We start from the raw sequence: 24,749 nt of genomic DNA, 5'->3' as shown, positions 1-24,749 counted from the left end.
ATGCGTCTGTTTCGTTCATTGACCCTGCTGCTGGCGCTGGTCGCGCCAAGCGCCTTTGCAGAAGGCACCTACCAGGTGGAGATGATTCTGTTCCGCCAAAGCGGCGAGCCGGCCGCCACGCGCCAGCTTGCCCCGGAAGACTGGGCTGCGGGCGCACAGAAGATCGGCGCCGACAATGAACGCAGCCCTGCCCTCAACGACCTGGTGAGCAAGTTGCAAGGCAGTGGCAGCTATGAAGTATTGATGCAGCGGGCCTGGCAGCAGAGCGTGGGCACCGAGCCCGGTAAAATTGCCGTTACCAGCGGCAAAGAGCAGCTTGGCCACTTCCCGATCGAGGGCACGGTGAGCCTGGCGATGGATCGCTTCACCGATATCGACGCACAGTTCTGGGTCAATCAACTGGACCCGCATGGCGTGGTCGTCAGCAGTGAACGCATGAAGCAGACCGCCAGGGTCAAGAACGGTGAGCTGACCTACCTGGACAACGGCAATCTGGCGCTGCTGATCAAAGTCTCTCCACTGTGATCGTTACGTATTCAAGGAGCACAGGCGTGCTCTCTTTCTTTTTGAGCATCGCTGCGGCGTAGGGCTTTTTTTAACTTGTCGTCCATTCTCGAAAAAGTCCTCGCCTCGGCCTGGGCAGACCTGTTCACTGATCGAACGCTTGAGCGCGGGCGCGACTATGCCCGTCAGAAACGCATCGTGCTGGAAGATTCCAGCCCGCAGATCATCCGTACCGCATGCCGGGGCTCGGGGCTGGATATCTACACCCAGACGCTGCTGTTCAAGGACCCTGATCGCTATCGCAATTACCTGACATGTAAATGCACCTGCCCGGTACGAAACGACTGCAAGCATTGTGTCGCGGCGATGTACTTTCTTCAGGACCCGACCAACAAGCCGCTATTGCAGGCCGCACTGAGCACGCACGAACGCGAGATCAAACCCCAGGTCGAGCCCAAACCCAGACTGCCCGAACGTCTGGTCGATGACCTGCAGCCCAAACCGCGCCTGATTCTGGCCAGTATCGAGTTCAGCGCCTACGAGCCGCGTAACGGACGCATGCAGCGGCACATTCAGCACCGCGCCGCACTGGCGTTCGCCTACGGCAAGCACTATGCCGTGGGCACCACCAATGTCAGCATTCTGGTGAGTTCGCTGGGCAGCGATCTGGTGAACCAGAAAAGCGACATCATCGAACACACCGAAACCGAAACCCTGCGCATACGCCGTCAGGGCGAGCAGGAGCGGCAGCTTCGCCAACAGTTGAGTGACCTTGGCTTCAAGGTGTCGACCCGGCAGAGCAAGGCCCTGCCGGACAGCGCGGGCGACATGTACGAGCTGCCGAACGACAAGGCCTGGCTGCATTTCGTGCTCGACGACCTGCCCAGGCTTCGCGAGCAAGGCTGGGAGATCGAGATTCAGGACGATTTCGGCTTCGACGTCACGCCCGTGGACGATTGGTACGCGGTCATCGACGAAGAAAACGAGCGCGACTGGTTCGATCTGGAACTGGGCATCATCGTCAACGGCGAACGCCTGAGCCTGCTGCCGATCCTGATCAACCTGATCCGCAGTCATCCGGAACTGATGAGCCCTTCTGCCGTGGCCAAGCGCGGTGATGAAGAGCAACTGCTGGTACAGCTCAATCACTTTACGCAAAACGGCGGCAGTCCCGTGCAGATCGCCCTGCCCTACGGCCGGCTCAAACCCGTGCTGGCGACGCTGGGTGATTTCTACTGGCGTCAGGAAGGCAACAACGCGCTGCGCATGAGCAAAGCCGATGCAGCCCGCCTGACGCAACTCGAAGATCTGCCACTGACCTGGCAGGGTGGCGACCGGCTTCGGCATTTTGCCGAGCGCCTGGTCAACATCAAGGATGCGCCGGTCGCCGTGCCGGACGGGCTGAACGCGACGCTGCGCCCTTATCAGCTCGAAGGCCTGAGCTGGATGCAGTCGTTGCGCGAGCTGGAAGTCGGCGGCGTGCTGGCCGATGACATGGGTCTGGGCAAGACCCTGCAAACCCTGGCGCACCTGCTGATGGAAAAACAGGCCGGGCGCCTGGATCTTCCGGCACTGGCGGTCATGCCCACCAGCCTGATTCCCAACTGGCTGGACGAGTCCGAACATTTCACCCCAGACCTCAAGGTGCTGGCGCTGTATGGCGCCAATCGTCATCAGGACGCCAGCAATCTGCAGGACTACGACCTGATTCTGACCACCTACGCCTTGCTGCCACGCGACCTCGAACTGTTGAAATCACAGCCGTTTCATCTGCTGATTCTCGACGAAGCGCAGTACATCAAGAACCCCAACAGCAAGGCCGCTCAGGCGGCACGCGACCTCAACGCACGCCAGCGTCTGTGCCTGAGCGGTACGCCCCTGGAAAACCACCTGGGCGAGCTGTGGTCGCTGTTCCACTTCCTGATGCCCGGCTGGCTGGGTAACAGCAAGGAGTTCAACAGCAACTACCGCACCGCCATCGAGAAGCACGGCAATCAGGACCGCCTGCAACACCTGAATGCGCGTATAAAGCCGTTCCTGCTGCGCCGTACCAAGGAACAGGTGGCGACCGAACTGCCTCCCAAAACCGAGATCATTCACTGGGTCGACCTCAACGACGCCCAACGCGACGTATACGAAACCGTGCGCCTGGCGATGGACAAAAAGGTCCGGGACGAGATCACCCGCAAGGGCGTGGCCCGCAGCCAGATCATCATCCTCGAAGCGCTGCTCAAACTGCGTCAGGTGTGCTGCGACCTGCGTCTGGTCAACCAGGACATGCCGGTCAACAGCAAGCAGGGTACCTCGGGCAAGCTCAACAGCCTGATGGAAATGTTCGAAGAGTTGCTGGCCGAAGGGCGCAAGATCCTGCTGTTCTCCCAGTTCACATCGATGCTGACCCTGATCGAAGCCGAGCTGAAACAGCGCGGCATCGCCTACGCCCTGCTTACCGGCTCGACGCGCGACCGGCGCACGCCGATCCACGACTTCCAGAGCGGCAAGCTGCCGATCTTCCTGATCAGCCTCAAGGCGGGCGGCACCGGGCTGAACCTGACTGCCGCCGACACCGTGATTCACTACGATCCCTGGTGGAACCCGGCAGCCGAAAACCAGGCCACTGACCGCGCCTACCGTATCGGTCAGGACAAGCCGGTGTTCGTCTACAAAATGATCGCGCGCGGCACGGTCGAGGAAAAAATCCAGCGCCTGCAGCGCGAGAAATCAGCCCTGGCGGCAGGTGTACTCGATGGCCGGACCAGTGGCGACTGGAAGCTGCGCGACGAAGACCTGCAGGCCCTGTTCGCCCCTCTCCCCGCAGCCCCGAAGAAGTCCAGAAAATAGCAGCCGAGGATGCAGGCGCTGAGCTACTATCGGCAGCGCTCGCACCCTTGCCGTTTGCTCGTTAAAAGGATTTCTCATGCGTACCCGATTGCTCAGCGCTGTGGCGGTCATGGCAGGCTCTGCCCTTCTCAATCAGGCTCAGGCCAGCGGCGATGACTCCTGTTATCCGTCCTGGACCGTGCTCAAGGAAAATCTGGACGCGTGCAGCAACTTGCCGTTCCTGAGCCCGGGCAACGACAGCGAGGTCAATCTGCGCCTGTTGCTGGCAAACAAGGGGCTGAACACGTTTCAATTGCCAGCCGTTAAAAACCTGGAGTTGAGTGAAGGTTACGGCGCGGTGCCATTCTCGCTGTTTCGCTTCGGCGCGACGGATCTGGTAGAGCCCGCGCAGCCTGGCGAGACGAACGCCACGCCGCTGCAATCATCGCTGACCCCCTTGCTTGAAAAGCTTGGGCTGACACGTGGCGAGACCCCGGCGGCAGGCGATGAGTTTCTGTACGGCGAAGGCAGCCGCTGTCGCAGCAACTCCGACGACAGCGCCCAAGCGTTCATTGAGCAGGTGTCGATCAGCACTGACCTGACCGACACCGAGCGCAAGGCACTGGCAGGTAGCCGCTTGCAGATGCTGAGCGCATGCAGTTGGGATGCCGACACCCGAGAGGCGCTGCAACCCAAGGCCATCGAATCTGTAACCGGCAAAGCGTTCGGCACTTACCTGCGTGCGTCCAGCGCCTTCTACAACGGTGAGTTCGATGAAGCGCTGAGCGGGTTCAACGCGCTGTCAGACAGCACGCAGCCCTGGCTCAAGCAAACCGCGCTGTACATGATTGCCCGTACAAAACTGAACGCCGCCCAGCAGGACGTGTTCGACGAATACAGTCAGTTGCAGCGCGACAAAGTCGACAAGGCCGCGCTTGCAGACGTCGACGCTGCATTCAAACAGTATCTGGACAGCTATCCCGAAGGCGACTACTCGGAATCCGCTCAGGGGCTTTTGCGGCGCGTACACTGGCTCGCAGGCGATGACGTAAAACTGGCCGAAGACTACGCCCGGCAGCTCAAGCAGCAAGGCCAGAAGCCGGAGTTCCTTGACCCGCTCGTCACCGAGATGGACCGTTCGATACTGAGCAGCACCGGACAAAACCTGCACACGCCCTGGATGCTGGCGATCACCGACCTGATCCGCATGCGCGAAACATCCGCGCCCCGATTGAGCGAAGCGGATCTGAAAGCCCAGGAATCGGTGTATGCCGATCAGCCCGAGCTCTATCGCTATCTGCAAGGTGCGCTCGCGCTGTACGTGCTGGACGATCCGGAACACGCCCTGAAACAGCTGCCGACCGAGCTGCCGGAACACCTCGATTACGTCACCTTCAGCCAGCACCTGCTGCGTGGCCTGGCGTTGCAGGCCCGACAAGACTTCAAGGGTGCGCAGGCCCTGTGGCTGGACATGCTGCCGCGCGCCACCCAGCCGTTGCAACGTGAACAGCTGGAACTGGCGCTGGCCATGAGTTTTGAACGCGATGAGCAACTTTCCCGGGTGTTCGCAGCCGACTCGCCCATCCACTCGGCCAAAGTCCGTTACATCCTGCTCAGCCATGTCTCCGATGCCGACCTGCTGCGTCAACAGACGACCCAAGGCCCGACTGAAACCGAACGCAACACGGCACTCTTTGTGCTGCTGTACAAGGATCTGATGCGAAAACGGTACGCCGATTTTGCCGAGGACCTTAAGCGTCTGCCGGAAAAACTGCCGGAGGAAAAACTGGGTTACGCCTTGGGCTACACCTATGAAAAAGGCCCGTCCCTGAGCCTGTTCCAATGGCAGGGCGACAAAGCCGAAGCCGCTTACACCTGCCCCGCTATCGTGCAGACAGCCGCCGCCTTGAAGCTTGACGAGAAGGACGCCAAAGCGCTGAACTGCATGGGTGAGTTCATCCGTGGCAACAGCCTCGACGGCATGCCGCTGGACACCAAACGCAACGCCGATACCTTGGGCGGCAGCGCGCCGGGCTTCAGCGGCGAAGTGTTTTCCAGACTGGAAGGCTACAAGATCGTCATCGCCAGCCCCAAGGCCCCGCGTGACGAAAAAGCCTACGCCCTGTTTCGGGCGATCAACTGTTACGGCCCGTCCGGCTACAACACCTGCGGCGGCAAGGAAGTCGAACCGTCTGTGCGCAAAGGCTGGTTCCGCCAGTTGAAAAAGGACTTCGCCAGCACCCAGTGGGGCAAGGCACAGCAGTACTACTGGTAATGCGCAGCCGGATTCGCTATAGCCTGACCCTGCTCTGCCTCTTGGCATTCGGTCAGGCAGGCGCAGCGGTCAAGGCCGAAGACTACGACGCGTTCTGGCTGTGGGCGGGGGTCAAACCGCAGCCGGTGATGGAACAGGCAAAAACCCTTTATATACTGCAAGGCCAGGTCAGCACATCGCGTCGCGCCCCGCAGCAAGGCGTCAACTTCATCGCGCAAGGCGTTTCGGTCACGCATCTGCCCCAGGAGCAGGTGTGGCTGGTCTACCGCGCGCACACGCTGCGCTGGCCGGACGCTGTCTACCGGCAGTTGCTCGGCCAGGTTCAGCGCTGGAAGGCCACTGGCACGCACGTCATCGGCATTCAGATTGATTTCGATGCCCGTACCCGTTATCTGAACGAGTACGTCGGTTTTCTGCGCGACCTGCGCCAGCGCATGCCCGACGACGCTCGCCTGAGCATCACCGGCCTGATGGACTGGAGCAGCAACGCCGACATCACCGCCATCGGCGAACTCAAGGGTGTAGTGGATGAAGTGGTGGTGCAAACCTATCAGGGCCGCCAGAGCATTGCGGACTACGCCGCCTACCTGCCTCGCCTCAGCCGCCTTGGCCTGCCTTTCAAGGTCGGACTGATTCAGGGTGGCGACTGGCAGGCACCGGGCTATCTGAGCGACAGCCCATGGTTCAAGGGCTACGTGGTGTTCCTGCAGAATCCCGGACTTCAGCGCTGATCGAGAATCTGCGCCGTGGAAAGCACTGTGGCGTACTCGCCGTGAAGATTGGCCAGTGACATCGCATGAACCTCTTCTGCGCTGCGATGCGTTCCAAAGAAGTCCGCCTGATCGAAGGTGAAGCAGGCATCATGAGCGACGATGACCTCAAAACCCAGGTTGCCGCCGCTGCGTGCCGTGGACTCCACAGAGTTGTTGGTGACCACACCTGCAATGACCAGTTGCCGAATCCCGTCGGAACGTAGCCACATTTCCAGAAACGAGCCGCAAAAGGCATCGGGCACTTGCTTGCTCAGCTCACGCTCGTCCGATTGCGGCACAAAGGCTGGCTGATACTCCACGCCAGACTGCTCGGGCCAGAACACGGAATCAGGCGAGGTAGAAAAGTGCCGGACATGAATCACCGGTCGCCCCGTCTGACGCCAGGCGGACAGCAGTTCGGACAGGCGGTCTTCGGCCTGAGGATTGTTACGCCGCCCCAGCTTTGGGTGATTGATGCCTTGCTGCAAGTCGATCAGGACCAGCGCAGTGTTGGGATGAATGTCCATCAGGGTTCATTTCCTTGAAACTTCCGAGCCCGACAGTAGCCAGAATCCGCGCACAGTTCCAGCGCGACATCAGGCTTCAGACAGCTTATTGCGACTACGCTGTCTACGCACATGCATTCCCTATCGCATCCACACACTGGAGAACATCATGAATCAGCACCTGCCCCTCACCGGCAAAGTCGCCTTCGTTCAAGGCGGCTCCCGTGGGATCGGCGCGGCCATCGTCAATCGTCTGGCCAAAGAAGGCGCTGCTGTCGCCTTTACTTACGTCAGCTCTGAAGAGACAGCGCAGGAGTTGCAAGGCAGCATCACCGCCAACGGTGGCCGCGCACTGGCCATTCGAGCCGACAGCGCCGATGAAAAAGCCATCCGCCAAGCCATCCAGACCGCTGCCGAAAACCTGGGCGGGCTGGATATTCTGGTCAACAATGCAGGCGTGCTGGCCATCGCTCCGCTCAACGAATTCACCATGCAGGATTTCGACAGAACCCTGGCCATCAACGTGCGCAGCGTCTTCATCGCCAGCCAGGAAGCCGCGCGCCATATGGGTGAAGGCGCACGCATCATCAACATCGGCAGCACCAACGCCGACCGCATGCCCTTTGCAGGCGGCGCGACGTACGCTATGAGCAAATCGGCACTGGTCGGCTTGACCAAAGGCCTGGCCCGCGACCTCGGCCCGCAAGGCATCACCGTCAACAACGTCCAGCCCGGCCCGGTCGACACCGACATGAACCCTGCGCACGGCGAATTTGCCGAAACCCTCAAAGCGATGATGGCCATCCCGCGCTACGGCAAGAGTGAGGAAATCGCCAGCTTCGTCGCCTACCTCGCGGGCCCGGAAGCGGGCTACATCACCGGCGCCAGCCTGACCATCGACGGCGGCTTTGGCGCCTGAGCACCACGGTTGCGCAAAGACCCAGGCTGGCCCGGCCTTCCCGTGAAAGCCAAGGCCGGCCTGTCTGCACCGAGCTTCAGGCAGGCAGACTGCGTTTTTTTGCTTAACCGCATGAAAATTCTGAAAAAAAGTTTTGCGTTCCGAAAAGCTTTCGACTACATTAGCGCGCCTCGACAGACACAACGTTGTCAGCGAGATACGGTGAGGTGTCCGAGTGGCTTAAGGAGCACGCCTGGAAAGTGTGTATACAAGAAATTGTATCGAGGGTTCGAATCCCTCCTTCACCGCCATATTAGATACGCATTAAAGCCCTGACTTCGCTAGCGAAAGTCGGGGCTTTTTTGTTTACGCCACATAATTCAGGGCAACGTTAGGGCAAAAGCTGACGCCCTCAAGTCGTTCAAGACCGCAATATCCTCTTCCACGGCATCCCGCCGACGAACACCACTCCCGAAAATCGCAACCTCAACGAAAGATAATGACCGCGGCCACAGCGATCATCGCCACCACCCCGAATACCATCCGCGTCAGCCAAGGGGCGGTCAGCCATACGCCGGTCACGCCAGCGATCTGGCCGATGTTTTTTCGCTGAAATAACGGTTGGGTTGTTTATCCTGCCGTTCATGGTCGGCGGTTTTCTGGGCATGGTGGCTGGCTGGCCAGTTTTGTGGTGCGTCGAGCGCTATCTGCACACACCGCTGCGCTACATTGCCGGGGGCATGATCACCGGGTTGCTGATCTGGACGGCCATTGTGCTGCCCAATCTTGTCGAGGCTACGCGTGCATTGATGTCAGGTGATGGCTATGCTTGGCCGAGGGAGTTTCTCGGCGGCGCAGCGTTTTTTGCAGGGATCGGAATGGTCGCAGGTGTCGTTTGTACGCTGATCAATCTGTGTGTTGAACGCATCAAAAGAATGAGGGGCTCAGCTCCCCTGCCCTGATCTGCGCAGCATCCGTCGACAACGCCACTCGCCGCGATGACAGGAGCGGCGCGACAGATGCGCACACCACCCTCTTGTGGGTTCACGGCGGGTTTCTGCCTGCCTGCGACTGCGGTAGCATTCTCGGCTTTGGGGCTCAGCCCGCAAACGGCTGTCATGGGATATCAATGAAGAAGACCGCGCTATTGGTGCTTGCGCTGGCGGTTCACCTGAGCGCGCAGGGCGCAGGCGATGCAGAGGCTGGCAAGGCGGTATTCACGCGGCTTTGCTCAGGCTGTCACAAGATCGGGCCATCAGCACGCAGCGCGTTCGGTCCGCCGCTGAACGGCATCATCGATCGTCAGGCGGGTCAGCAACCGGATTATGTTTACACCGATGCGATGAAAAATTCCGGGATCGTCTGGACGCGAGAACAGTTGACGACCTACATCAAGGACCCGAGCGCTGTGGTGCCCGGTACGCGCATGAAACTGTGGTGGATGGGCAATGATCAGCGCATGGAAGACCTGCTCGAGTACCTGCACGCCAATCCTTAGGCCTAAAAGGCACCTGAAACGAAAATGCCCCCGGACGTCTCCGGGGGCACCTGTTATCTGTTACTTGTCTGATTCGTATGGCGGGTAGTCGTCCTTCGTGCCGTGTTCCTTGGCAGGTGTTTTCGCAGGCTTGACCGGATCGACTTGCGGATCGCCGGCATCCGGTGATTCGGTATCGAAATCCGGTGTGTCGGTAGTGTTGTTGTTTGGCTTGTTGCCAGTCATATGCGCCTCCGTTGATTAAAACGTACAACCTGCTACTTCAGAGGCGCGATCCACTCAGGCGTGCCATGGGACTGACGAACGGCCCTTCTGGCAGGTGCCGACGACAGCTGGTAGCCTTGCGCCACTCAGGGAGGATGGTAATGAAAAGGCTTTCACTGACGCTGGCAATCGCCGCGTCGTCGATTTCAGGTCTGGCGCACAGCGAGATATTCAAATGCACCTCCCCGCAAGGCCGGGTGAGTTATGCATCCATGCCCTGCGAAAACGGCCTGCAGAGTAGCGTGCAGCGCGCTGGCCCGCCCAACATGCTGAGTAAGGGCGAGCCTGTCGATCACGCGCATAAGCTCAACCTCAAAGCCACCGAATACCTGAAGGTAAGCGGCCGCGCGTCTGTCACGGTATACGAGACGGAATCCTACAAGGCCTTTCAGAGAAATCGTCCGCCGCCGCCCAACGTGCCGTCGCAATGCCACGGCGCGCATTATGACAGCCAATGTTTTGATCCTTCGGGCGGCATGTCCTCCAGCAAGGCAGCCTCCGGCAACTGAGACTCACTCGGCGCGGACTTCACTGATCTGCACCACCGGAATCAGGTCGGTGTAGTTGATGATGTCGGCATTGATGCGCTCCTGATGCGGCCCCATACCGGCCTGAAACGCTTCGATGGACTCGCAGTAAATGTGACACATGCCAATGTAGACAGGGTTGGAGCCGGGCGTTGCGCCACCCAATCCCTTGTCGACGCTGTAGCGTTTGCAGTACTCGCCCATCAATGACTGCACCAGCGGCATGTGCTGGTCACGGTAGTAGTCGTGGTCGAACCGGGCGCCTTCTTTATACGGGTACAGCACGCTGACTTTGATCATCTCGATATCTCCGATAGCAGCCAAAAATCACCTTGGCACTCTACCGTGATTATTCACGGCAAAGGGGTGTGACAACACTGGCACCCATTTCTCCCTTCCCGCACAATCACGCGGTTTGGCCAGACCGCTTTGAAACGATGTCCGGCTGCCCAGTCAGATCGAGGAACACTGCATGAATGCTCTTGAGTGGAACGAGGCCGCCCTGGCGAAATACCTCTCGACCCATCCCACGCTGAAAGATGAAATCAGCAACCTCAGCGCCACTGAACAAAAGCAGCAAGTCCAGTGGGCATTCGAGGACGAAGCCGAAAGCCAAGGCATCGAACCCTGGGAACTGGCGCTGGAGTTGATTGCACAATCCCCGGAAGAGCTCCAGCAGATGCGCCTTGAAGCCCATGCGCAGGTCGCCGAAGCGCTGGGCATGGAATGGGACGAGTACTGCGAGCTGAATGAAATCAAGTTGTAAGTGCCCTGCCCCACATGCAATGAGTGACCCATCAGTCAGCGCTTTACCTCTGCTTGACGGGTGAGTAACGTCTGCTCACTTCAATAAAAAGGAATCGTGTCATGAGTGATCTGGTCTCGTACCACCTGGACGATGGCATCGCCACGCTGACCCTGAACAACGGCAAGGTGAATGCTATTTCCCCGGACGTCATCGCCGCGTTCAATGCCGCGCTGGATCAGTCCGAGAAAGATCGGGCGGTAGTGATTGTGACCGGGCAGCCCGGCATTCTGTCCGGCGGCTATGACTTGAAAGTCATGACATCGAGTGCCGAAGCGGCCATCAACCTCGTGGCGCAAGGCTCGACACTGGCGCGGCGTCTGTTGTCTCACCCCTTTCCGGTCATCGTTGCCTGCCCAGGGCATGCGATTGCCAAAGGGGCGTTTCTGCTGCTGTCGGCCGATTATCGAATCGGTGTCGAAGGTGCGTTCAATATCGGCCTGAACGAAGTGCAGATCGGCATGACCATGCATCACGCCGGCATCGAGCTGGCACGTGATCGCCTGCGCAAGTCGGCCTTCAACCGGTCGGTCATCAATGCCGAGATCTTTACCCCCGAGGGTGCGCTGCAGGCCGGTTTCCTGGATCAGGTGGTCAGCGTTGAAGCGTTGTTGCCAACGGCACATGCCGTCGCCACGCAACTGAAGAAGATCAACATGAATGCACACAAAAAGACCAAGCTCAAAGCCCGCAAAGCACTGCTCGACATCCTTGATGCCGCCATCGAAGAAGACAAGCAACACACGCTGTAAGTCTCGCCACAAAGCCCGCCACGGCGGGCTTTTGCTTATCGGCGAACTCCGGCGTGTTTGGTTAATCTCATCAGCCACAGCGCATCCGTTTTGCGCCACTGCCATATAGAAGAAGCGATAGCACCATGGGTCGAGTTGTTGCAGCCGCGGTTTACAGCAAGGGCAAGAAAGTTACGGATATCAGCCTTGATGAAGGCGCGGCGTGGGCCGCCAAGCCGGATCACTTTGTGTGGATCGGCCTGGAGCAACCCAATGCTCAGGAGCTCACCAGCCTGAAGAAACAGTTCAATCTGCATGAACTGGCACTCGAAGACGCGATGGAGGTTCACAGTCGCCCCAAGCTTGAAACCTTTGGCGATGCGCTGTTCATCGTGACGTACACCCCGGTTCGCGACAACGGCAAGTTGCTGTTTATCGAGACCCACATCTTTGCTGGCAAGGGCTACGTCATCACCTCGCGCAACGGCCACTCCAAGTCCTATGGACTGGTGCGCCAACGCTGTGAGGCCAGGCCTCTGCTGCTGGAACACGGCGAAGACTTTGTGTTGTATGCGCTGCTGGATTTTGTGACCGAAAACTATCAGCCCGTCACCGAGGCGATCCACGCCGATCTGGAAGTGCTGGAACAGAACGTGCTGGGCGGCGCACTTCGCGAGGCCGACATTCAGCACATTCATGCCTTGCGTCGTGATCTGCTGAGAATGCGGCGTTATGTAGCGCCTATGGTGGAGGTCGGTGAAGAACTGCAGAAGCTCAGCTTTCCGTTCATCGACAAGAACATGCGGCCTTACTTCCGTGACGTCGAAATCCATGTCAAACGGCAGATGGAAGACTTGGGCAATCTGTGCGACATCGCCAGCCAGACGATAGAAATCGGCCTGCTGCTGGAGTCGTCGCGACAAAGCATCGTGCAGCGCAAGTTTGCCGGCTGGGCCGCCATTCTGGCGTTCCCGACAGCCATCGCAGGCATCTACGGGATGAACTTCGAAAACATGCCGGAACTGAAATGGCACTACGGCTATTTCATCGTGCTGGGCGTGATCGTTGGCGGGTGTTCAGCGCTGTTTGCCAGCTTCAGGCGCTCAGGCTGGTTGTAGCCTCAAACACAGCTGTCCATGAATAACGGCGCGTTTTTTGTGGGGGAGGCAAGTCGCCTACCCCCTCCTGACTTGCTGACAGGCATCACATCACACCGCCGCTGTATCCGGCTTGTGCGCCACGAAACGCATCATCCACTCGGCAACGGTCACGCCATGATGGTCATGATCAAGGCTGGCCATGCCTCTCTGATAAACCTGCTCACCCAGCGACTGTTGGCGAATCTCCAGCAGGGTTCGCGAATAATCGTGAATGAACTCAGGGTGCCCCTGGAAGCACAGCACCTGATGGTTGATGTGGTAAGCGGCAAACGGACAGAAGTCGCTCGAGGCGATGACTGTCGCATTTTCCGGCAGCGTGGTGACCTGGTCCTGATGACTGATCAGCAGCGTGAGGTTTTCCACGGCAGGTGACATCCACGGCGTGGCGGACGCCAACTGGTAGTGATGAATACCGACGCCCCAGCCTTGCGCGGCACGCTCGGTCTTGCCGCCTAACAACAGCGCGAGCAACTGATGACCAAAGCAGATGCCCAGTAACTTGTCACCCCGCTCGTAACGCGTCAGCAGATAGTCTTTGAGGACCTGAATCCACGAATCGGTGCCAAAAGAATCAGCCTTGCTGCCGGTGACCAGATAGGCGTCGAATTGCTCGTCATCGGGCGGATAGACGCCTTGCATAACGTTGTAGGTCTGGAACTGGGCGGCAATCGGCTGGCGGGCGAACAACATCTCGAACATGTGCCCATAGCCTTGGTATTGCTCAACCAATTCAGGGCGCAGGATATCGGTTTCCAGGATACAGATGCGTAACGGCATATAAAGATGACCTTGCACAGTGACAAAGCAATATCGTAAGCGCGAAGCCTGCCCTGAAGCCCTTTCCAAATCAAGTTGAGACTTGCCCGGCACACGTTCGACGCGTTGGATCGAAGCCTGGGCAAGAACCGGGTGATCTGGCAGACGACGTGCATCAAACCAAAACGCAGATAGGCGCTTCAAGGCGTTGTAGGACTTTTCCTGCCCGGACGAACGGTAGAGGGCTAACGATTTCCCTCAACACGTCTAGCAAAGGCCTGAACGCGTTTTTCGACCAAAATATATAACCAACAAGCTTACTTTATAGCTTTTCCATTCCCAACCGTTCTAAACGGCACTGCACGGCGACTCTAAGGTTAAGTCTGTAACAGAACGGCGCTATAAAAAATATCGCGAGCGCCCGGCTGCCGATCGATTGATCGGAGCTCACTGTTCGAGTGCTTCACCTTTGCCAGCTGCCCGTTGTGCCGTCCATCAATCCGGTCAGCTTTTGTCGCTCAGGAATAACAACAAAAGGCATTCAGCCATGTTTAAACATTCTAAAGTACGCCAGGCAGGTCTTATTGTCTTTGCCACGACTCTTTTGTTGATCTTGCCGAACCTGACTCGACTGTTCGGTTAGGCCACCATGCGCTGTCGAACTGCGCGCAACTGTGCCACTCTTCCCGCTTCAATGAAGGGAGAATGTTTTATGCGCCCATGGATAGCGTTGTGTATGGCCTTGACGGGCAGCGTCGTTGCACAGGCCGGGGAAGTGGATCAGGCCGCTGCTGTGGCCGCACTCAAGGAAGGCAAGCTGGCGATAGATGTTCGCAGCCAGACCGATTACGACGCAGGGACTGTGCTCAATGCGGTGCGCGTTGATCAGGTGCGACTGGTCAATCAGATGAAACTGGTACTCAACGACCGCAATGCGGTGTTCGTCATTTTCAGCAGCTCGAATGAAAAAGCCAGTAAAGCCCAGAACAATCTTATGAGAGCGGGCTATTACAGCGTGATAAACGGCGGCAACTATGAAGAGCTGCACAATGCGTTGTATGACATTACGGACGATCCCGCAGAATAAACAAACCGCCTGATAAACCCGGATAAACAAAAGGCCGTGCACGCTCATGCGTGTACGGCCTTTTATCGGGATGGGTTATCCGGACTTACTGGTGTTGCGCCTGCCCCTGAACGCGGGCTTTGGTCTTGGGTACACTGACCATCGGCGAAACCACCACCTTGGCGTGCATCTGCTCTGCCCCGCCGCCGCGCCGCATGCCACGCACCGGGCACGCATCCAGATAATCCAGACCGACCGCCAGCTTCAGATGGCGCTCAGGAATAGCCAACTGGTTGGTGACGTCGAAGCTGTACCACGCATCATCGATCCAGGCCTCGGCCCACGCATGGCTGGACAGGTGATCGCTGTCTTCGCTGCACAGGTAACCCGAGACGTACCGCGCCGGCACACCCAAGGTTCGAGCACAGGCCAGGAATGCGTGAGTGTGGTCCTGACAGACCCCTGAACGCCCCGCAAATGCCTTGGCCGCACTGGTGTCGACTTCCGTTGCGCCCTGCGTGTAGGTCATGTGCTGGTTCAGCGCCTGCATCAGGTCGATCAAGGCGCTGCGATCGATACGCTTGCCACACTGCGTGGCTGCAAAGCTGCGAATGGCCTCGTCGGGTTCGGTCAGACGCGTTACGCGCAAGAACGGCAAGGGTGACTGGCTTTCATGCTCGGCTTCGCAGGTTGCGTCGATCTCTACTTGTCCACGAGCACCGATGATGATGGCCTTGTGCGGCTCTTCAAGGCTCAAGACATGCAGGATGTTGCCGAACGGATCGACCTGCGCCCGCACCGCGCGCGGCAAGGTCAACTGCCAGCTGAGGACCTTCTGGCGCTCGCTGTCGTGAGGTGTCAGACGCAGATACTGGATACTGGAACGCACCTGATCATCGTAGTGATAGGTGGTTTCGTGGCTAATTGAGAGTCTCATGCAGCCTCCAGGTACGAAATGTGGATAGCATCACCGAGTTGGGCCAGCATGGGGATGAATTCGTTCAACCACTCATGCAGACCCTCATCCAGGATCTCGTCGATACTGGTGTAGCGCAGTCGTGCGTCCATCTCGGCGGCCATGCGCTGTGCAGGTCTGCCGTTGACACCCGGCAGACTGGCCAGAATCAGGTCCATCTCTTCCAGGCAGGCACGCAGCGAACGCGGAATGTCGGCGCGCAACAGCAGCAGCTCGGCAACCTGTCGGGCGCCCGGTGCGTCACGGTAGACCTCGGTGTACGCCTCGAACGACGACAGCGCACGTAACAACGCACTCCACTGGTAGTAACCGGCGGCGGAACTGTCTGCCGCCGCATTGGCCTGAGGGCCGCGCAATTCGAGCATTTCATAGCGTGCGTCGAGCATGCGCATGGTGTTGTCGGCGCGCTCGATGAACGTTCCCAGACGAATGAAACGGAACGCATCGTTACGCATGATGGTGCCGTACGTTGCGCCGCGAAACAGGTGCGAGCGCTCCTTGACCCATTCACAGAAACGGCTCATGCCATAGCGCGTCAGGCCTTGCTGCGCGATACCACGAATTTCCAGCCAGGTGGAGTTGATGTTCTCCCACATGTCAGCCGTGATCCGGCCGCGCACAGCGTGAGCACTGGCACGTGCCGCACCCAGACAGCTGTAGATGCTGGCCGGGTTACTCGCGTCCAGCGCAAAGAAATGCAGCATGCGTTCGGCGTGCAATTCGCCATGACGCTCGATATAGGTTTCCAGCGTACCGGTGATCAACAGCGGCATGGCTATTTCATCCAGCCCGTCGCCGCGCCCATCCTGGGGCATCAACGACAGCGAATAGCTCACGTCCAGCATTCGGGCGAGGTTCTCCGCTCGCTCCAGGTAACGCGACATCCAGAAAAGATCCGAGGCAGTTCTACTTAACATTGGCAGGCATCCTTAATCCTCGACCACCCAGGTGTCTTTGGTTCCGCCACCTTGCGACGAATTCACCACCAGCGAACCTTCACGCAAGGCCACTCGGGTAAGGCCGCCGGGGACAACGCGGGTTTCGCGACCGGACAAAACAAAGGGGCGCAGATCGATGTGGCGCGGGGCGATGCCGTTCTCGACAAACGTCGGACAGGTCGACAGGCACAAGGTGGGTTGAGCGATGTACGCGTGAGGCTTGGCTTTGAGACGTGCCCGGAAGGCTTCGATCTCGGCGGCCGTGGCAGCAGGCCCGACCAGCATCCCGTAGCCGCCCGACCCCTGGGTTTCCTTGACGACAAGGTCCTTCAGATTGGCCAGCACGTGGGACAGCTCTTCAGGCTTGCGGCATTGCCAAGTGGGTACGTTCTTGAGAATCGGCTCTTCGTCCAGGTAGAAACGAATCATGTCGGTGACGTACGGGTACACCGACTTGTCGTCCGCGACGCCAGTGCCGATGGCGTTGGCCAGCACCACATTGCCGGAGCGATACGCCGCCAGCAGACCGGGCACACCCAACATCGAATCCGGGTTGAAGGCCAACGGATCAAGGAACGCATCGTCCAGGCGACGGTAGATGACATCGACGGCTTTCGGGCCATCGGTGGTGCGCATGAAGACGCGATCATCACGCACGAACAGGTCGGCACCTTCCACCAGCTCGACACCCATCTCACGTGCCAGGAAGGCATGCTCGAAGAATGCACTGTTGAAGCGGCCAGGCGTGAGCACCACCACGCTCGGGTTGTCCAGCGGGCTGGAGCTTTTGAGCGTATCGAGCAGCAGGTTCGGGTAGTGATCGATCGGCGCGATGCGTTGTGCCGCGAACAGTTCGGGGAACAGGCGCATCATCATCTTGCGATCTTCGAGCATGTAGCTCACGCCACTGGGCGTTCGAAGATTGTCTTCCAGCACGTAATACGTGCCGTCGCCATCGCGGACCAGATCGACGCCGGAGATGTGCGAGTACAGGTCACGGTGCAGGTTCAGGCCTTGCATCGCCAGCTGATATTGCTCATTGGCCAGCACTTGCTCGGCCGGAATGATTCCGGCCTTGATAATGCGCTGATCGTGATAGAGGTCAGCCAGAAACATGTTCAGCGCTTTGACGCGCTGAATGCAGCCCCGCTCCACAACCCGCCATTCGCTGGCCGGGATACTGCGCGGGATGGTATCGAACGGAATCAGCCGCTCGGTGCCCTGCTCGTCACCATAGAGGGTGAACGTGATCCCGGCACGATGAAACAGTAAATCGGCTTCACGCCTGCGTTGAGCCAGAAGCTCAGGGGGCGTATCGCCTAACCACCGGGCAAATTCCCGGTAGTGCGGGCGGACCAGACCGCCAGCGTCGTACATCTCGTCATAAAAGGTGCGGATCATGCCGTACTCCTTGTCACCATGGACACCTTAGGCTTCGCAAGGCCCGTGCCACCGGCATAAACGCTTGAATATCAATAAGTTAGATATACATCTGACGATCCGCGCACCATTCCTGTGCACTAAACGCCCCAGCTACTTCTCCTACGCCTCATTCGGAAGCGTCATTCAACCGTGAAATCTATGATCAGCATAGTCAGAGTTGATTTCCGGTGGCGATATTAGTTCGCCATAATCGCCAGCAACCGAGCAAACAGGGCATCAAACGTCACTTTTGCCCCATCCCTTATTTTTCAGCGAGCGCGATCCAACTGACACGTTCCTGACCTGACTTCCCTTTGAGCCACTCTCTTGAGTGGCTTTTTTTTGCGCATGGAAATGTTTTCGAGAAAAGGCCTGCGCTCGGCCAACGGAACGTGTTCTATGAAATACACGCCTTCCAGGGTTCTGTGTTGACGTTGAGACAGCACGCTCTCATGGACCAGGGAAACTATCGAACCACGCCCGAAACAAGACCGGCCGACCCGGCGTTTTTTTCCAGGTCGACCGGTCAGTACTCATTTTTCAGTCACAACGGATCAGGCGTGCAGCCTTCTGATCTCCTGGGTCACGCCCCAGCCTTCAACCTCCCCGTCCATTGGCGAAATAACGCTTTGAAAGTCCTGTTCGAAATCACCGATGCCGTCGTAAGTGGCGTACATCACCTTGCTCAGTTGCAAGTGCCAGGCACCGTCGTCGCGCACGTTGATCTGGGTGTTGAGGGATTCTCCGCGAAATTGCTCAGCAGCCTGCCGTGCCCGGTCCTCGTCGGGGAAAATGGCATAGAACTCGATGGGATGGATGCGTGCGAAGTCAAAACCGCCTTCTTTCATGCGGCGCAGTACGTTACTGCTGATGTCCTCTTGATAGGCTGTGCTCATGAAACGTCCTCCTATTCAACGATAGATAGAGTTTCAACTCTTCCAGAGCGACCCCATATTCCGGGATCGCCGCACGACAGATACTCCGGCGTGGGGAATCAAGCATGTAGCTGACCGAACCTTGAACAGGTCGGAGATGGACGTGTGTCAGAGGCCGCTTTCACGGCCTCGTTTGCAGAGTAGACCCAATGCGAGGTCATTGCCAAGTGGTTGGTGCATCAAGATTTTTTGAACAGCAGCTCAGCTCATTTCTGTAATGGAAATGATTTGCACACTGTTATGGTCCTTGAGCGTCTTGACGGTCGGCTGATCGGTCCGGCCTTCAAGATCATTGAGATCCAACTCATCCGTGACCGGATACAAATCCTTGCGCAGCAGGCGCGCGGCATCTTCGTCGCTAGGACGCTCCTGCCATTGCACCTCACGGCGTTGCTGCACGCCATCCTTGTCCAGATACAAAATGGCCCACTGTTTCATCAATGCCTCCAGAGTAGGCAAGCCAGGCACTCTGGCTTACTTACTCTGGACACTTTGCCAACTGCATTCGTTCCAATGAATTGCGTCTCGAAACAGCCGCAAACGGGCAAGAAAAAAGGCCCTCGCATTCACTGCCGAGGGCCTTTCTTCTGACTGAAACGCTCAACCCGATGCCTTGCCCGACAGTGACCGGGCAAAGCAGCAGGTATCAGTTTCTGTTCTTGCTGGCCTCAACGCCTGCCGTGTTGTCCAGCAGGCTCTTGGTCGCAGTCTGCAGGAAGCTTTCCAGCTTGCGCTTGAGCTCCGCAGTATCCGGCGCGTCAGGTACTTCTTCAGCGTGCGGCTTGGCGCCCAGCGTGTAGGTCAGCAGCTTGGCCGGCATTTCGGTCGGCTCGATCAGGATGCGATTGCCACTGATGATGGCCACCACCTGCTCGCTGCCCGACGGTTTGATGACACCGAAGCCCTTGTCGCCTTCCGGCAGGTTCAGCAGGTCGCGTCCCCAGCACTGGTTACGCGTCACGCCGCCCAAACGACCCATGATGGTCGGCACAACGTCGACCTGGGTTCCCACGATGCTGCTGCGCTGGCCGAACTTTTCCTGCATACCCGGGGCGATCAGGAGCAGAGGCACGTTGAAGCGGCCCAGGTCCATCTCCGTCAGCTGTTTGTTGTTGCCGAAGCCATGGTCACCCAGCACCACAAACAGGGTGTTCTTGTAGTAAGGCTCTTTCTTGGCCTTCTCGAAGAACTGGCCCAGGGCCCAGTCGGAATAACGCATGGCGGTCAAATGCTCGTCCAGCGAGCCATGTCCGGTCACACGCTCGACCGGCAGGTTTTCCGGCAGTGCGTAAGGTGTGTGGTTGGACAGGGTCTGCAGCAGCGCATAGAACGGTTTGCCGTTCTGACGTGCCTTGAGCTCTTCAGCGCCGCGGTCGAACATGTCCTGATCGGACACGCCCCACGTCGGGTCGGAGAACACCGGATTGACGAAGTCTTCGCGACCCACAAAGTTGGTCATGCCCTGATTGCTGAAGAAGCCCGACTGGTTGTCCCACGCGAAGTTGCCGTTGTAGACATAGACGTCGTCGTAATTACGACCTGTGCTCAGCAGCTGTGGCAGACCTGACAGCTTGTGGCTGCCTTCCGGGGTCTGCATCAGGTATTCGAAGCCTGGCAGGTTAGGGAAGCAGGCCATGGTGGCGAACATGCCCTGGTGGGTGTGCGTGCCGTTGGAGAAGAAATGATCGAACAGCAAGCCTTCCTTGGACAGCCTGTCGAAGTTCGGCGTGATGTTGGCATCGCTGCCCAGCGCACCGACCGAGTGACCGGCGAAGCTCTCCATCAGGATCACGACGACGTTACGGATCGGCAGGGTGTTTTCCGCAGGCGGCGTGAAATCACGACGTACTGCAGCAATGTCCGGCTCGACCAGCTTGTCATGGGACGTCAGCAGCATCTCGCGCACGGTCTGTTGCGCATCGGCCTGGGGCAGCGTGGCTTTCCAGACGTTATCGCGATCCTCGGACATGCGGCTCTTGGCCGCCGTGATCAAGGTCAGCGTACCGTTGAGGCCCAGTTGGTTGGCGAAATTCGATTCAGTGGTGTACGCATCACCCCAACGCAGTGGCGGGCCCTGGCGCAAGGTGCCACGGGCGCAGATCACGGCAACGATCAAGACCAGGAAGAAGACACCTATGCGCATGTACCACGGCGCAATGGAGCGAGTGCCTACGCTTGCGCCCGACACTGCATGACGCGGGCGTGTGGCGCGGTCGATACCTTTGAACACCAGGCTCAACAGCCAGGTAACCACGGCCCAGGCCAGCAGATAACGCACGACCGGGAAGCCGTACCACAACATGCTCAGAACGGTTTTCGGGTCTTCTTTCACGTACTGGAACACCAGGCCGTTCAGGCGCTGGTGAAACTCACGGTAAAAGTCCATTTCCATCAGGCCGAAAAACAGCGTGATGCTGCCGACCAGGGTCAGCCAGAACCGGAAGAAGCCGCGCGCCGCCATAGCCCGTGCGCTGAACAGGGCCAGCATCAACGGGATCAGCAGGTAAACCGTCAGGCGCAGGTCGAAACGCATGCCGTTGAACAGCGCCTCGATAAAGGTCGAGGCTGGCGTGTCACCAATCATCTCGCGGTTATAAACCAGCAGTCCGATACGCAGCAGCGTGTACATCACCATCAGGGCCAGGCCACTGAGCAAGGTGTACGCCAGGTGCGATTTGACGGTGGGGTTTTGCAGGCGGGACAAGGCTTGCCGATGAATCTGGGCGTCCGTTTTGGCCATGGTTGTCAGGATCCGGTGGATTCAGGGTTGGGTTCAGGCGTGCGACACCGACGCGCCATTGTGTGGGCAGTCAGGTGCAAGGGGGGCAGATAGTACTTGATCGCCAGATGTTTGGCGCTCGTTCAGCGTATCTCGTTCAGCGTCAGAAACCATCTGCAGGTCAAACGTCGCGCGCAATTCTGGGCCAGGGGGTGTGAAAACTTTGTCGCATCAAGCGCGCAGACAAAAGTGGACGGGACGTTTCAGGCGATCACGCCTGAAACGTCTTGCCGGACCTATCTTCTGACTTCAGTCGTTGCTGGGCTTGCTGATCGCCTGAAGTACAAACTGCGGCAACGCGAACGCGCCGATGTGCACCTCAGGGTTGTAGTAACGGGTCACGACGCCGCTGCCGGCGAAACGCTGGCGCAGGGTTTCCAGCGGCAATTTGCGATAAGCCTTGTTGGTGGCACCCCACGCAAAGGTCATGGCACCACCAATGTAGGTCGGCACCGCCGCCTGGTAGAAATGCCAGTCAGCGAACAAGCCCTTCATGCGGCCCGCGGTGGTCTGCACGCCGTCCAGTTGCATGAACGGAGTACCATTCTGAGTGACCAGTATCCCGCCCTCGTTCAGGCAGCGGTGGCAGGCTTGATAGAAGTTCTCCGAGAACAGCACCTCTCCAGGACCGATAGGGTCGGTGGAATCGGAAATGATCACGTCAAACTTTTCTTCGGTGGTTGCCACGAAGCGCATGCCGTCGTCGATCACCAGATTCAGACGTGAATCATCGAAAGCGCCATTGGAGTGAGTGGGCAGAAACTCCTTGCACATCTCGACCACGGTGCCATCGATCTCGACCATGGTGATGTGCTCGACCGTCGAGTGCTTGGCCACTTCACGCAGCATGCCGCCGTCGCCGCCGCCGATGATCAGTACGCGCTTGGCAGCACCGTGGGCCAGGATCGGCACGTGGGTGAGCATCTCGTGGTAGATGAACTCATCGGCCTCGGTGGTCTGGATAACGCCATCGAGCGCCATGACACGGCCCATGCGCGGATTCTGGAAGATCACCAGATGCTGATGATCGGTGCGCACTTCATGAAGCATTTTTTCCATACGAAAGCGCTGGCCGTAGCCTTCGTATAACGTTTCCTGATAATCACTCATGGATAAGCTCCCGTAAAAGACAGATGACAGGACGGCCGGCCGCCCGCAACAAAGGCGCGCATTCTACGTTGCGGAACATGACAGGTCGAACCTCTCTACACTCCGTCTGACGTGCGAGCCCTTCAAACAGCCTGTCTGGAACGCAAAAAGCGCCTGATTACCGGGTAATCAAGCGCTTCGCGTCCAGCAACTCCAGGGGTCAGATGCGCACGTTGCCACGCGGACCTGCAATCGCCCAGATGATCAGGCCCAATACCGGCAGCAGGACAATCAACAACACCCAGAGGATCTTCATGCCGGTTTCCGCACCGCTTTTAAGCACATTAATAATGGCCCAGATATCGAGCGCCAGGATGATCAAGCCGACCAGACCGTTAAACGTGGAACCCATGGTGTTGCCCCTGATTGAATGCAGTTACTTCTAGGATAGTTGCGCGGTTCGGGGGTTCCGTTGAACCAACGGCATATTTTCGGGCTCCGAAACAGGGTGATACTGTTCAGGTCATGGTATTTGGCCACCGGCCCCTCAGAAAAGGTACGGCTTTACATGCAACCCTCTGCACACTCCCGAACACTGCGAGCGACCTGGCTCGCCCAGCTACAAAGCAGCCCGCTGGTCAGCCTGGGCTTTATAGTCGCTGCCCTGATCGTTGTGATTCTTGGTGCTATCAGCCTCTACAACGCGTTTTTCGGCACCAGCCAGGTCAACTTCAACTACGCGCTACTGGGCGGTATGGCAGGTTTCGCAGCCACTGCGCTGGGCGCCGTCATGGCAGTGGCGTTCCGCAATATCGCGCAGCGCACCCAGGACATCATGCTGGGCTTTGCCGCCGGGATGATGCTGGCGGCCAGCTCTTTCTCGCTGATTCTGCCGGGGCTCGAGGCGGCCCGGGAAATCACCGGCACCGGCCCGTTCGCAGCGGCGACCGTGGTGGCTGGCCTGGCACTGGGCGTGCTGCTGATGCTAGGGCTGGACCGGTTCACCCCGCACGAACACGAAAGCTCAGGACGTCACGGGCCGCATTCGGACCGCATCAACCGCGTCTGGCTGTTCGTGCTGGCCATCACGCTGCATAACCTGCCCGAAGGCATGGCGATCGGTGTGAGCTTTGCGGGCGGCGATATGAATGTCGGCCTGCCGCTGACCACAGCCATTGCCATTCAGGACATCCCGGAAGGCCTTGCCATCGCCCTCGCATTGCGCGCAACGGGCCTGTCGGCCTACAAGGCCATGCTGGTCGCCATCGGCTCCGGCCTCATGGAGCCACTGGGTTCATTGATCGGTCTGGGCATATCCAGCGGCTTTGCCGTTGCCTATCCGCTGAGCATGGGTCTGGCAGCAGGCGCGATGATTTTCGTGGTCTCTCACGAGGTCATCCCGGAAACCCATCGCAACGGTCACCAGACCTCGGCAACCCTTGGGCTGATGGGCGGATTCGCGGTGATGATGTTTCTGGACACTGCCCTGGGTTAACCGCGCAGCGCCTGCAGCGATGGCACGGCATGAATGCCGGCTGCCGCTGCCAGCTCCAGCACACGCGCTTCATCGCTGCCGAACACCAGAACGGCCTGGAGCTCATCGTCCAGCGGCTGACTGAAGTCCATCAGTACATAGCCGCCCATTTCCTTGTTCATGCTGCTCAACTGAATCTGAATACGATTGAGCGCCACAAGCGGCTCTATTTTGCTCAGTTGTTTAGGCTTGATGTTGAACGTCACGTCCTTGCCGAAAGACTGGACGATCTGTTCGAACAAATCGGCATACGTGTCGGCTTGAAACAATACGGTCTCCGGCAAGCTGCCCACCACCACCCACTCACCCAGCGGAATCGGGAAAGTGTCGTCGTAGTTGATGTCGGGATTGGCTGTCAGAAACGCCTGCGGATCGGCGTATGCCTGGGCGGCCTCGTCGGCGACCCGCACGATGTCTTCATCACCCATGCACCCGGAACTGATTTTGCTGATTAATTCGACGAGTGAGTCTTTCATGGGGACGATCCTGATAGCGGGTAAAAAAAGAGGCGCGA

The 24,749-nt window shown here is 58.5% G+C and carries 26 protein-coding genes and 1 tRNA gene; 14 read left to right on the top strand and 13 right to left on the bottom strand.

Going from position 1 to position 24,749, the window contains the following annotated elements; genetic code table 11:
• The 4 genes from H8S56_RS10875 to H8S56_RS10860 all read left to right on the top strand — a co-directional run bounded on the left by H8S56_RS10875 (position 1) and on the right by H8S56_RS10860 (position 6,330).
• Positions 1–525: a CsiV family protein gene (locus tag H8S56_RS10875; protein WP_024687318.1), complete on the top strand. Its 525-nt coding sequence runs from the start codon at positions 1–3 to the stop codon at positions 523–525.
• Positions 526–600: 75 nt separating this feature from the next.
• Positions 601–3,345, top strand: a complete 2,745-nt coding sequence (locus tag H8S56_RS10870; RefSeq protein WP_024694400.1) for a DEAD/DEAH box helicase — start codon at positions 601–603, stop codon at positions 3,343–3,345.
• Positions 3,346–3,421: 76 nt separating this feature from the next.
• A complete protein-coding gene (locus H8S56_RS10865; protein WP_187518631.1) occupies positions 3,422–5,599 on the top strand; it encodes an outer membrane assembly lipoprotein YfiO in 2,178 nt (725 codons plus the stop codon).
• Positions 5,599–6,330: a DUF3142 domain-containing protein gene (locus H8S56_RS10860; RefSeq protein WP_187518630.1), complete on the top strand. Its 732-nt coding sequence runs from the start codon at positions 5,599–5,601 to the stop codon at positions 6,328–6,330. The genes H8S56_RS10865 and H8S56_RS10860 overlap by 1 nt, the downstream gene beginning before the upstream one ends.
• Here the strand turns inward: H8S56_RS10860 and H8S56_RS10855 are convergent.
• Positions 6,321–6,878, bottom strand: coding sequence for a cysteine hydrolase family protein (locus tag H8S56_RS10855; RefSeq protein ID WP_187518629.1), 558 nt, complete (start codon positions 6,876–6,878; stop codon positions 6,321–6,323). The genes H8S56_RS10860 and H8S56_RS10855 overlap by 10 nt on opposite strands.
• A 148-nt stretch (positions 6,879–7,026) precedes the next feature.
• On the opposite strand from H8S56_RS10855, the gene H8S56_RS10850 reads away from it, so the two are divergent.
• From H8S56_RS10850 to H8S56_RS10835, 4 genes are all read left to right on the top strand, one after another.
• Positions 7,027–7,776 (top strand): 3-oxoacyl-ACP reductase family protein, encoded by a 750-nt coding sequence (locus H8S56_RS10850; protein WP_024687313.1) that lies wholly within the window; start codon positions 7,027–7,029, stop codon positions 7,774–7,776.
• A gap of 200 nt (positions 7,777–7,976) precedes the next feature.
• Positions 7,977–8,066, top strand: a tRNA-Ser gene (locus tag H8S56_RS10845).
• Between the two features lie 315 nt (positions 8,067–8,381).
• Positions 8,382–8,717 carry a hypothetical protein gene (locus H8S56_RS10840; RefSeq protein ID WP_187518628.1) on the top strand — a complete coding sequence of 112 codons (336 nt, stop codon included), beginning with the start codon at positions 8,382–8,384 and terminating at the stop codon, positions 8,715–8,717.
• 167 nt (positions 8,718–8,884) lie between these two features.
• On the top strand, positions 8,885–9,253 hold the full coding sequence (locus H8S56_RS10835) for a c-type cytochrome (RefSeq protein WP_187518627.1): 369 nt from the start codon (positions 8,885–8,887) through the stop codon (positions 9,251–9,253).
• Between the two features lie 60 nt (positions 9,254–9,313).
• Here the strand turns inward: H8S56_RS10835 and H8S56_RS10830 are convergent, their stop codons facing one another.
• Positions 9,314–9,478 (bottom strand): DUF6021 family protein, encoded by a 165-nt coding sequence (locus H8S56_RS10830; protein ID WP_032610308.1) that lies wholly within the window; start codon positions 9,476–9,478, stop codon positions 9,314–9,316.
• 140 nt (positions 9,479–9,618) lie between these two features.
• Here H8S56_RS10830 and H8S56_RS10825 point away from each other — a divergent pair, with 140 nt between their 5' ends.
• On the top strand, positions 9,619–10,026 hold the full coding sequence (locus H8S56_RS10825; RefSeq protein WP_187518626.1) for a DUF4124 domain-containing protein: 408 nt from the start codon (positions 9,619–9,621) through the stop codon (positions 10,024–10,026).
• Positions 10,027–10,029: 3 nt separating this feature from the next.
• On the opposite strand, the gene H8S56_RS10820 is transcribed toward H8S56_RS10825, so the two are convergent.
• Positions 10,030–10,344, bottom strand: coding sequence for an EthD family reductase (locus tag H8S56_RS10820; protein ID WP_187518625.1), 315 nt, complete (start codon positions 10,342–10,344; stop codon positions 10,030–10,032).
• A gap of 172 nt (positions 10,345–10,516) precedes the next feature.
• Here H8S56_RS10820 and H8S56_RS10815 point away from each other — a divergent pair, with 172 nt between their 5' ends.
• From H8S56_RS10815 to H8S56_RS10805, 3 genes are all read left to right on the top strand, one after another.
• Complete coding sequence (locus H8S56_RS10815) at positions 10,517–10,810, top strand: DUF6388 family protein (protein WP_024688155.1); 294 nt, start codon at positions 10,517–10,519, stop codon at positions 10,808–10,810.
• A 101-nt stretch (positions 10,811–10,911) separates the two neighbouring features.
• Positions 10,912–11,601 (top strand): crotonase/enoyl-CoA hydratase family protein, encoded by a 690-nt coding sequence (locus H8S56_RS10810; protein WP_187518624.1) that lies wholly within the window; start codon positions 10,912–10,914, stop codon positions 11,599–11,601.
• Between the two features lie 125 nt (positions 11,602–11,726).
• On the top strand, positions 11,727–12,698 hold the full coding sequence (locus H8S56_RS10805) for a magnesium and cobalt transport protein CorA (protein WP_187518623.1): 972 nt from the start codon (positions 11,727–11,729) through the stop codon (positions 12,696–12,698).
• Between the two features lie 90 nt (positions 12,699–12,788).
• On the opposite strand, the gene H8S56_RS10800 is transcribed toward H8S56_RS10805, so the two are convergent.
• The gene (locus H8S56_RS10800; protein ID WP_187518622.1) at positions 12,789–13,517 is read right to left on the bottom strand and encodes an amidotransferase; all 729 of its coding nucleotides are present in this window, start codon (positions 13,515–13,517) and stop codon (positions 12,789–12,791) included.
• Between the two features lie 691 nt (positions 13,518–14,208).
• Between H8S56_RS10800 and H8S56_RS10795 the strand changes: the two genes are divergently transcribed.
• Positions 14,209–14,583 (top strand): rhodanese-like domain-containing protein, encoded by a 375-nt coding sequence (locus H8S56_RS10795; RefSeq protein WP_187518621.1) that lies wholly within the window; start codon positions 14,209–14,211, stop codon positions 14,581–14,583.
• An 85-nt stretch (positions 14,584–14,668) separates the two neighbouring features.
• On the opposite strand, the gene H8S56_RS10790 is transcribed toward H8S56_RS10795, so the two are convergent.
• From H8S56_RS10790 to H8S56_RS10755, 8 genes are all read right to left on the bottom strand, one after another.
• A complete protein-coding gene (locus H8S56_RS10790; RefSeq protein WP_024688150.1) occupies positions 14,669–15,499 on the bottom strand; it encodes a transglutaminase family protein in 831 nt (276 codons plus the stop codon).
• Positions 15,496–16,455 (bottom strand): alpha-E domain-containing protein, encoded by a 960-nt coding sequence (locus H8S56_RS10785; protein ID WP_024688149.1) that lies wholly within the window; start codon positions 16,453–16,455, stop codon positions 15,496–15,498. The genes H8S56_RS10790 and H8S56_RS10785 overlap by 4 nt, the downstream gene beginning before the upstream one ends.
• Before the next feature lie 12 nt (positions 16,456–16,467).
• Positions 16,468–17,877 (bottom strand): circularly permuted type 2 ATP-grasp protein, encoded by a 1,410-nt coding sequence (locus H8S56_RS10780; RefSeq protein WP_004880943.1) that lies wholly within the window; start codon positions 17,875–17,877, stop codon positions 16,468–16,470.
• Between the two features lie 575 nt (positions 17,878–18,452).
• The gene (locus H8S56_RS10775; RefSeq protein ID WP_024688148.1) at positions 18,453–18,794 is read right to left on the bottom strand and encodes a ribonuclease E inhibitor RraB; all 342 of its coding nucleotides are present in this window, start codon (positions 18,792–18,794) and stop codon (positions 18,453–18,455) included.
• A gap of 240 nt (positions 18,795–19,034) precedes the next feature.
• Positions 19,035–19,271: a hypothetical protein gene (locus tag H8S56_RS10770; RefSeq protein ID WP_024694167.1), complete on the bottom strand. Its 237-nt coding sequence runs from the start codon at positions 19,269–19,271 to the stop codon at positions 19,035–19,037.
• Positions 19,272–19,479: 208 nt separating this feature from the next.
• The gene (locus H8S56_RS10765) at positions 19,480–21,573 is read right to left on the bottom strand and encodes an LTA synthase family protein (RefSeq protein ID WP_187518620.1); all 2,094 of its coding nucleotides are present in this window, start codon (positions 21,571–21,573) and stop codon (positions 19,480–19,482) included.
• 288 nt (positions 21,574–21,861) lie between these two features.
• Positions 21,862–22,722, bottom strand: coding sequence for a polyamine aminopropyltransferase (gene speE, locus H8S56_RS10760; RefSeq protein WP_024688145.1), 861 nt, complete (start codon positions 22,720–22,722; stop codon positions 21,862–21,864).
• A gap of 199 nt (positions 22,723–22,921) precedes the next feature.
• Positions 22,922–23,113 (bottom strand): PLDc N-terminal domain-containing protein, encoded by a 192-nt coding sequence (locus H8S56_RS10755; protein ID WP_024688144.1) that lies wholly within the window; start codon positions 23,111–23,113, stop codon positions 22,922–22,924.
• Positions 23,114–23,269: 156 nt separating this feature from the next.
• Here H8S56_RS10755 and H8S56_RS10750 point away from each other — a divergent pair, with 156 nt between their 5' ends.
• Positions 23,270–24,196 carry a ZIP family metal transporter gene (locus tag H8S56_RS10750; RefSeq protein ID WP_024688143.1) on the top strand — a complete coding sequence of 309 codons (927 nt, stop codon included), beginning with the start codon at positions 23,270–23,272 and terminating at the stop codon, positions 24,194–24,196.
• Here the strand turns inward: H8S56_RS10750 and H8S56_RS10745 are convergent.
• Complete coding sequence (locus tag H8S56_RS10745; RefSeq protein WP_024688142.1) at positions 24,193–24,711, bottom strand: hypothetical protein; 519 nt, start codon at positions 24,709–24,711, stop codon at positions 24,193–24,195. The two genes, H8S56_RS10750 and H8S56_RS10745, sit on opposite strands and share 4 nt — an antisense overlap.
• Between the last annotated feature and the right edge of the window lie 38 nt (positions 24,712–24,749).

The sequence above is a fragment of the Pseudomonas triticifolii genome (assembly GCF_014358015.1).
In the GTDB taxonomy this organism is placed as follows: Bacteria; Pseudomonadota; Gammaproteobacteria; order Pseudomonadales; family Pseudomonadaceae; genus Aquipseudomonas; species Aquipseudomonas triticifolii.
The sequence above is the reverse complement of the archived record's forward strand: the minus strand, read 5'-3'. Positions and strand labels throughout refer to the sequence as shown.

Excerpts from the sequence above, each read along its gene's own strand:
- H8S56_RS10875 (WP_024687318.1), top strand. The coding sequence starts at position 1 with ATGCGTCTGTTTCGTTCATTGACCCTGCTGCTGGCGCTGGTCGCGCCA.
- H8S56_RS10865 (WP_187518631.1), top strand. The coding sequence starts at position 3,422 with ATGCGTACCCGATTGCTCAGCGCTGTGGCGGTCATGGCAGGCTCTGCC.
- H8S56_RS10860 (WP_187518630.1), top strand. The coding sequence starts at position 5,599 with ATGCGCAGCCGGATTCGCTATAGCCTGACCCTGCTCTGCCTCTTGGCA.
- H8S56_RS10855 (WP_187518629.1), bottom strand. The coding sequence starts at position 6,878 with ATGGACATTCATCCCAACACTGCGCTGGTCCTGATCGACTTGCAGCAA.
- H8S56_RS10850 (WP_024687313.1), top strand. The coding sequence starts at position 7,027 with ATGAATCAGCACCTGCCCCTCACCGGCAAAGTCGCCTTCGTTCAAGGC.
- H8S56_RS10835 (WP_187518627.1), top strand. The coding sequence starts at position 8,885 with ATGAAGAAGACCGCGCTATTGGTGCTTGCGCTGGCGGTTCACCTGAGC.
- H8S56_RS10830 (WP_032610308.1), bottom strand. The coding sequence starts at position 9,478 with ATGACTGGCAACAAGCCAAACAACAACACTACCGACACACCGGATTTC.
- H8S56_RS10825 (WP_187518626.1), top strand. The coding sequence starts at position 9,619 with ATGAAAAGGCTTTCACTGACGCTGGCAATCGCCGCGTCGTCGATTTCA.
- H8S56_RS10820 (WP_187518625.1), bottom strand. The coding sequence starts at position 10,344 with ATGATCAAAGTCAGCGTGCTGTACCCGTATAAAGAAGGCGCCCGGTTC.
- H8S56_RS10815 (WP_024688155.1), top strand. The coding sequence starts at position 10,517 with ATGAATGCTCTTGAGTGGAACGAGGCCGCCCTGGCGAAATACCTCTCG.
- H8S56_RS10810 (WP_187518624.1), top strand. The coding sequence starts at position 10,912 with ATGAGTGATCTGGTCTCGTACCACCTGGACGATGGCATCGCCACGCTG.
- H8S56_RS10805 (WP_187518623.1), top strand. The coding sequence starts at position 11,727 with ATGGGTCGAGTTGTTGCAGCCGCGGTTTACAGCAAGGGCAAGAAAGTT.
- H8S56_RS10800 (WP_187518622.1), bottom strand. The coding sequence starts at position 13,517 with ATGCCGTTACGCATCTGTATCCTGGAAACCGATATCCTGCGCCCTGAA.
- H8S56_RS10795 (WP_187518621.1), top strand. The coding sequence starts at position 14,209 with ATGCGCCCATGGATAGCGTTGTGTATGGCCTTGACGGGCAGCGTCGTT.
- H8S56_RS10790 (WP_024688150.1), bottom strand. The coding sequence starts at position 15,499 with ATGAGACTCTCAATTAGCCACGAAACCACCTATCACTACGATGATCAG.
- H8S56_RS10785 (WP_024688149.1), bottom strand. The coding sequence starts at position 16,455 with ATGTTAAGTAGAACTGCCTCGGATCTTTTCTGGATGTCGCGTTACCTG.
- H8S56_RS10780 (WP_004880943.1), bottom strand. The coding sequence starts at position 17,877 with ATGATCCGCACCTTTTATGACGAGATGTACGACGCTGGCGGTCTGGTC.
- H8S56_RS10775 (WP_024688148.1), bottom strand. The coding sequence starts at position 18,794 with ATGAGCACAGCCTATCAAGAGGACATCAGCAGTAACGTACTGCGCCGC.
- H8S56_RS10770 (WP_024694167.1), bottom strand. The coding sequence starts at position 19,271 with ATGAAACAGTGGGCCATTTTGTATCTGGACAAGGATGGCGTGCAGCAA.
- H8S56_RS10765 (WP_187518620.1), bottom strand. The coding sequence starts at position 21,573 with ATGGCCAAAACGGACGCCCAGATTCATCGGCAAGCCTTGTCCCGCCTG.
- speE (WP_024688145.1), bottom strand. The coding sequence starts at position 22,722 with ATGAGTGATTATCAGGAAACGTTATACGAAGGCTACGGCCAGCGCTTT.
- H8S56_RS10755 (WP_024688144.1), bottom strand. The coding sequence starts at position 23,113 with ATGGGTTCCACGTTTAACGGTCTGGTCGGCTTGATCATCCTGGCGCTC.
- H8S56_RS10750 (WP_024688143.1), top strand. The coding sequence starts at position 23,270 with ATGCAACCCTCTGCACACTCCCGAACACTGCGAGCGACCTGGCTCGCC.
- H8S56_RS10745 (WP_024688142.1), bottom strand. The coding sequence starts at position 24,711 with ATGAAAGACTCACTCGTCGAATTAATCAGCAAAATCAGTTCCGGGTGC.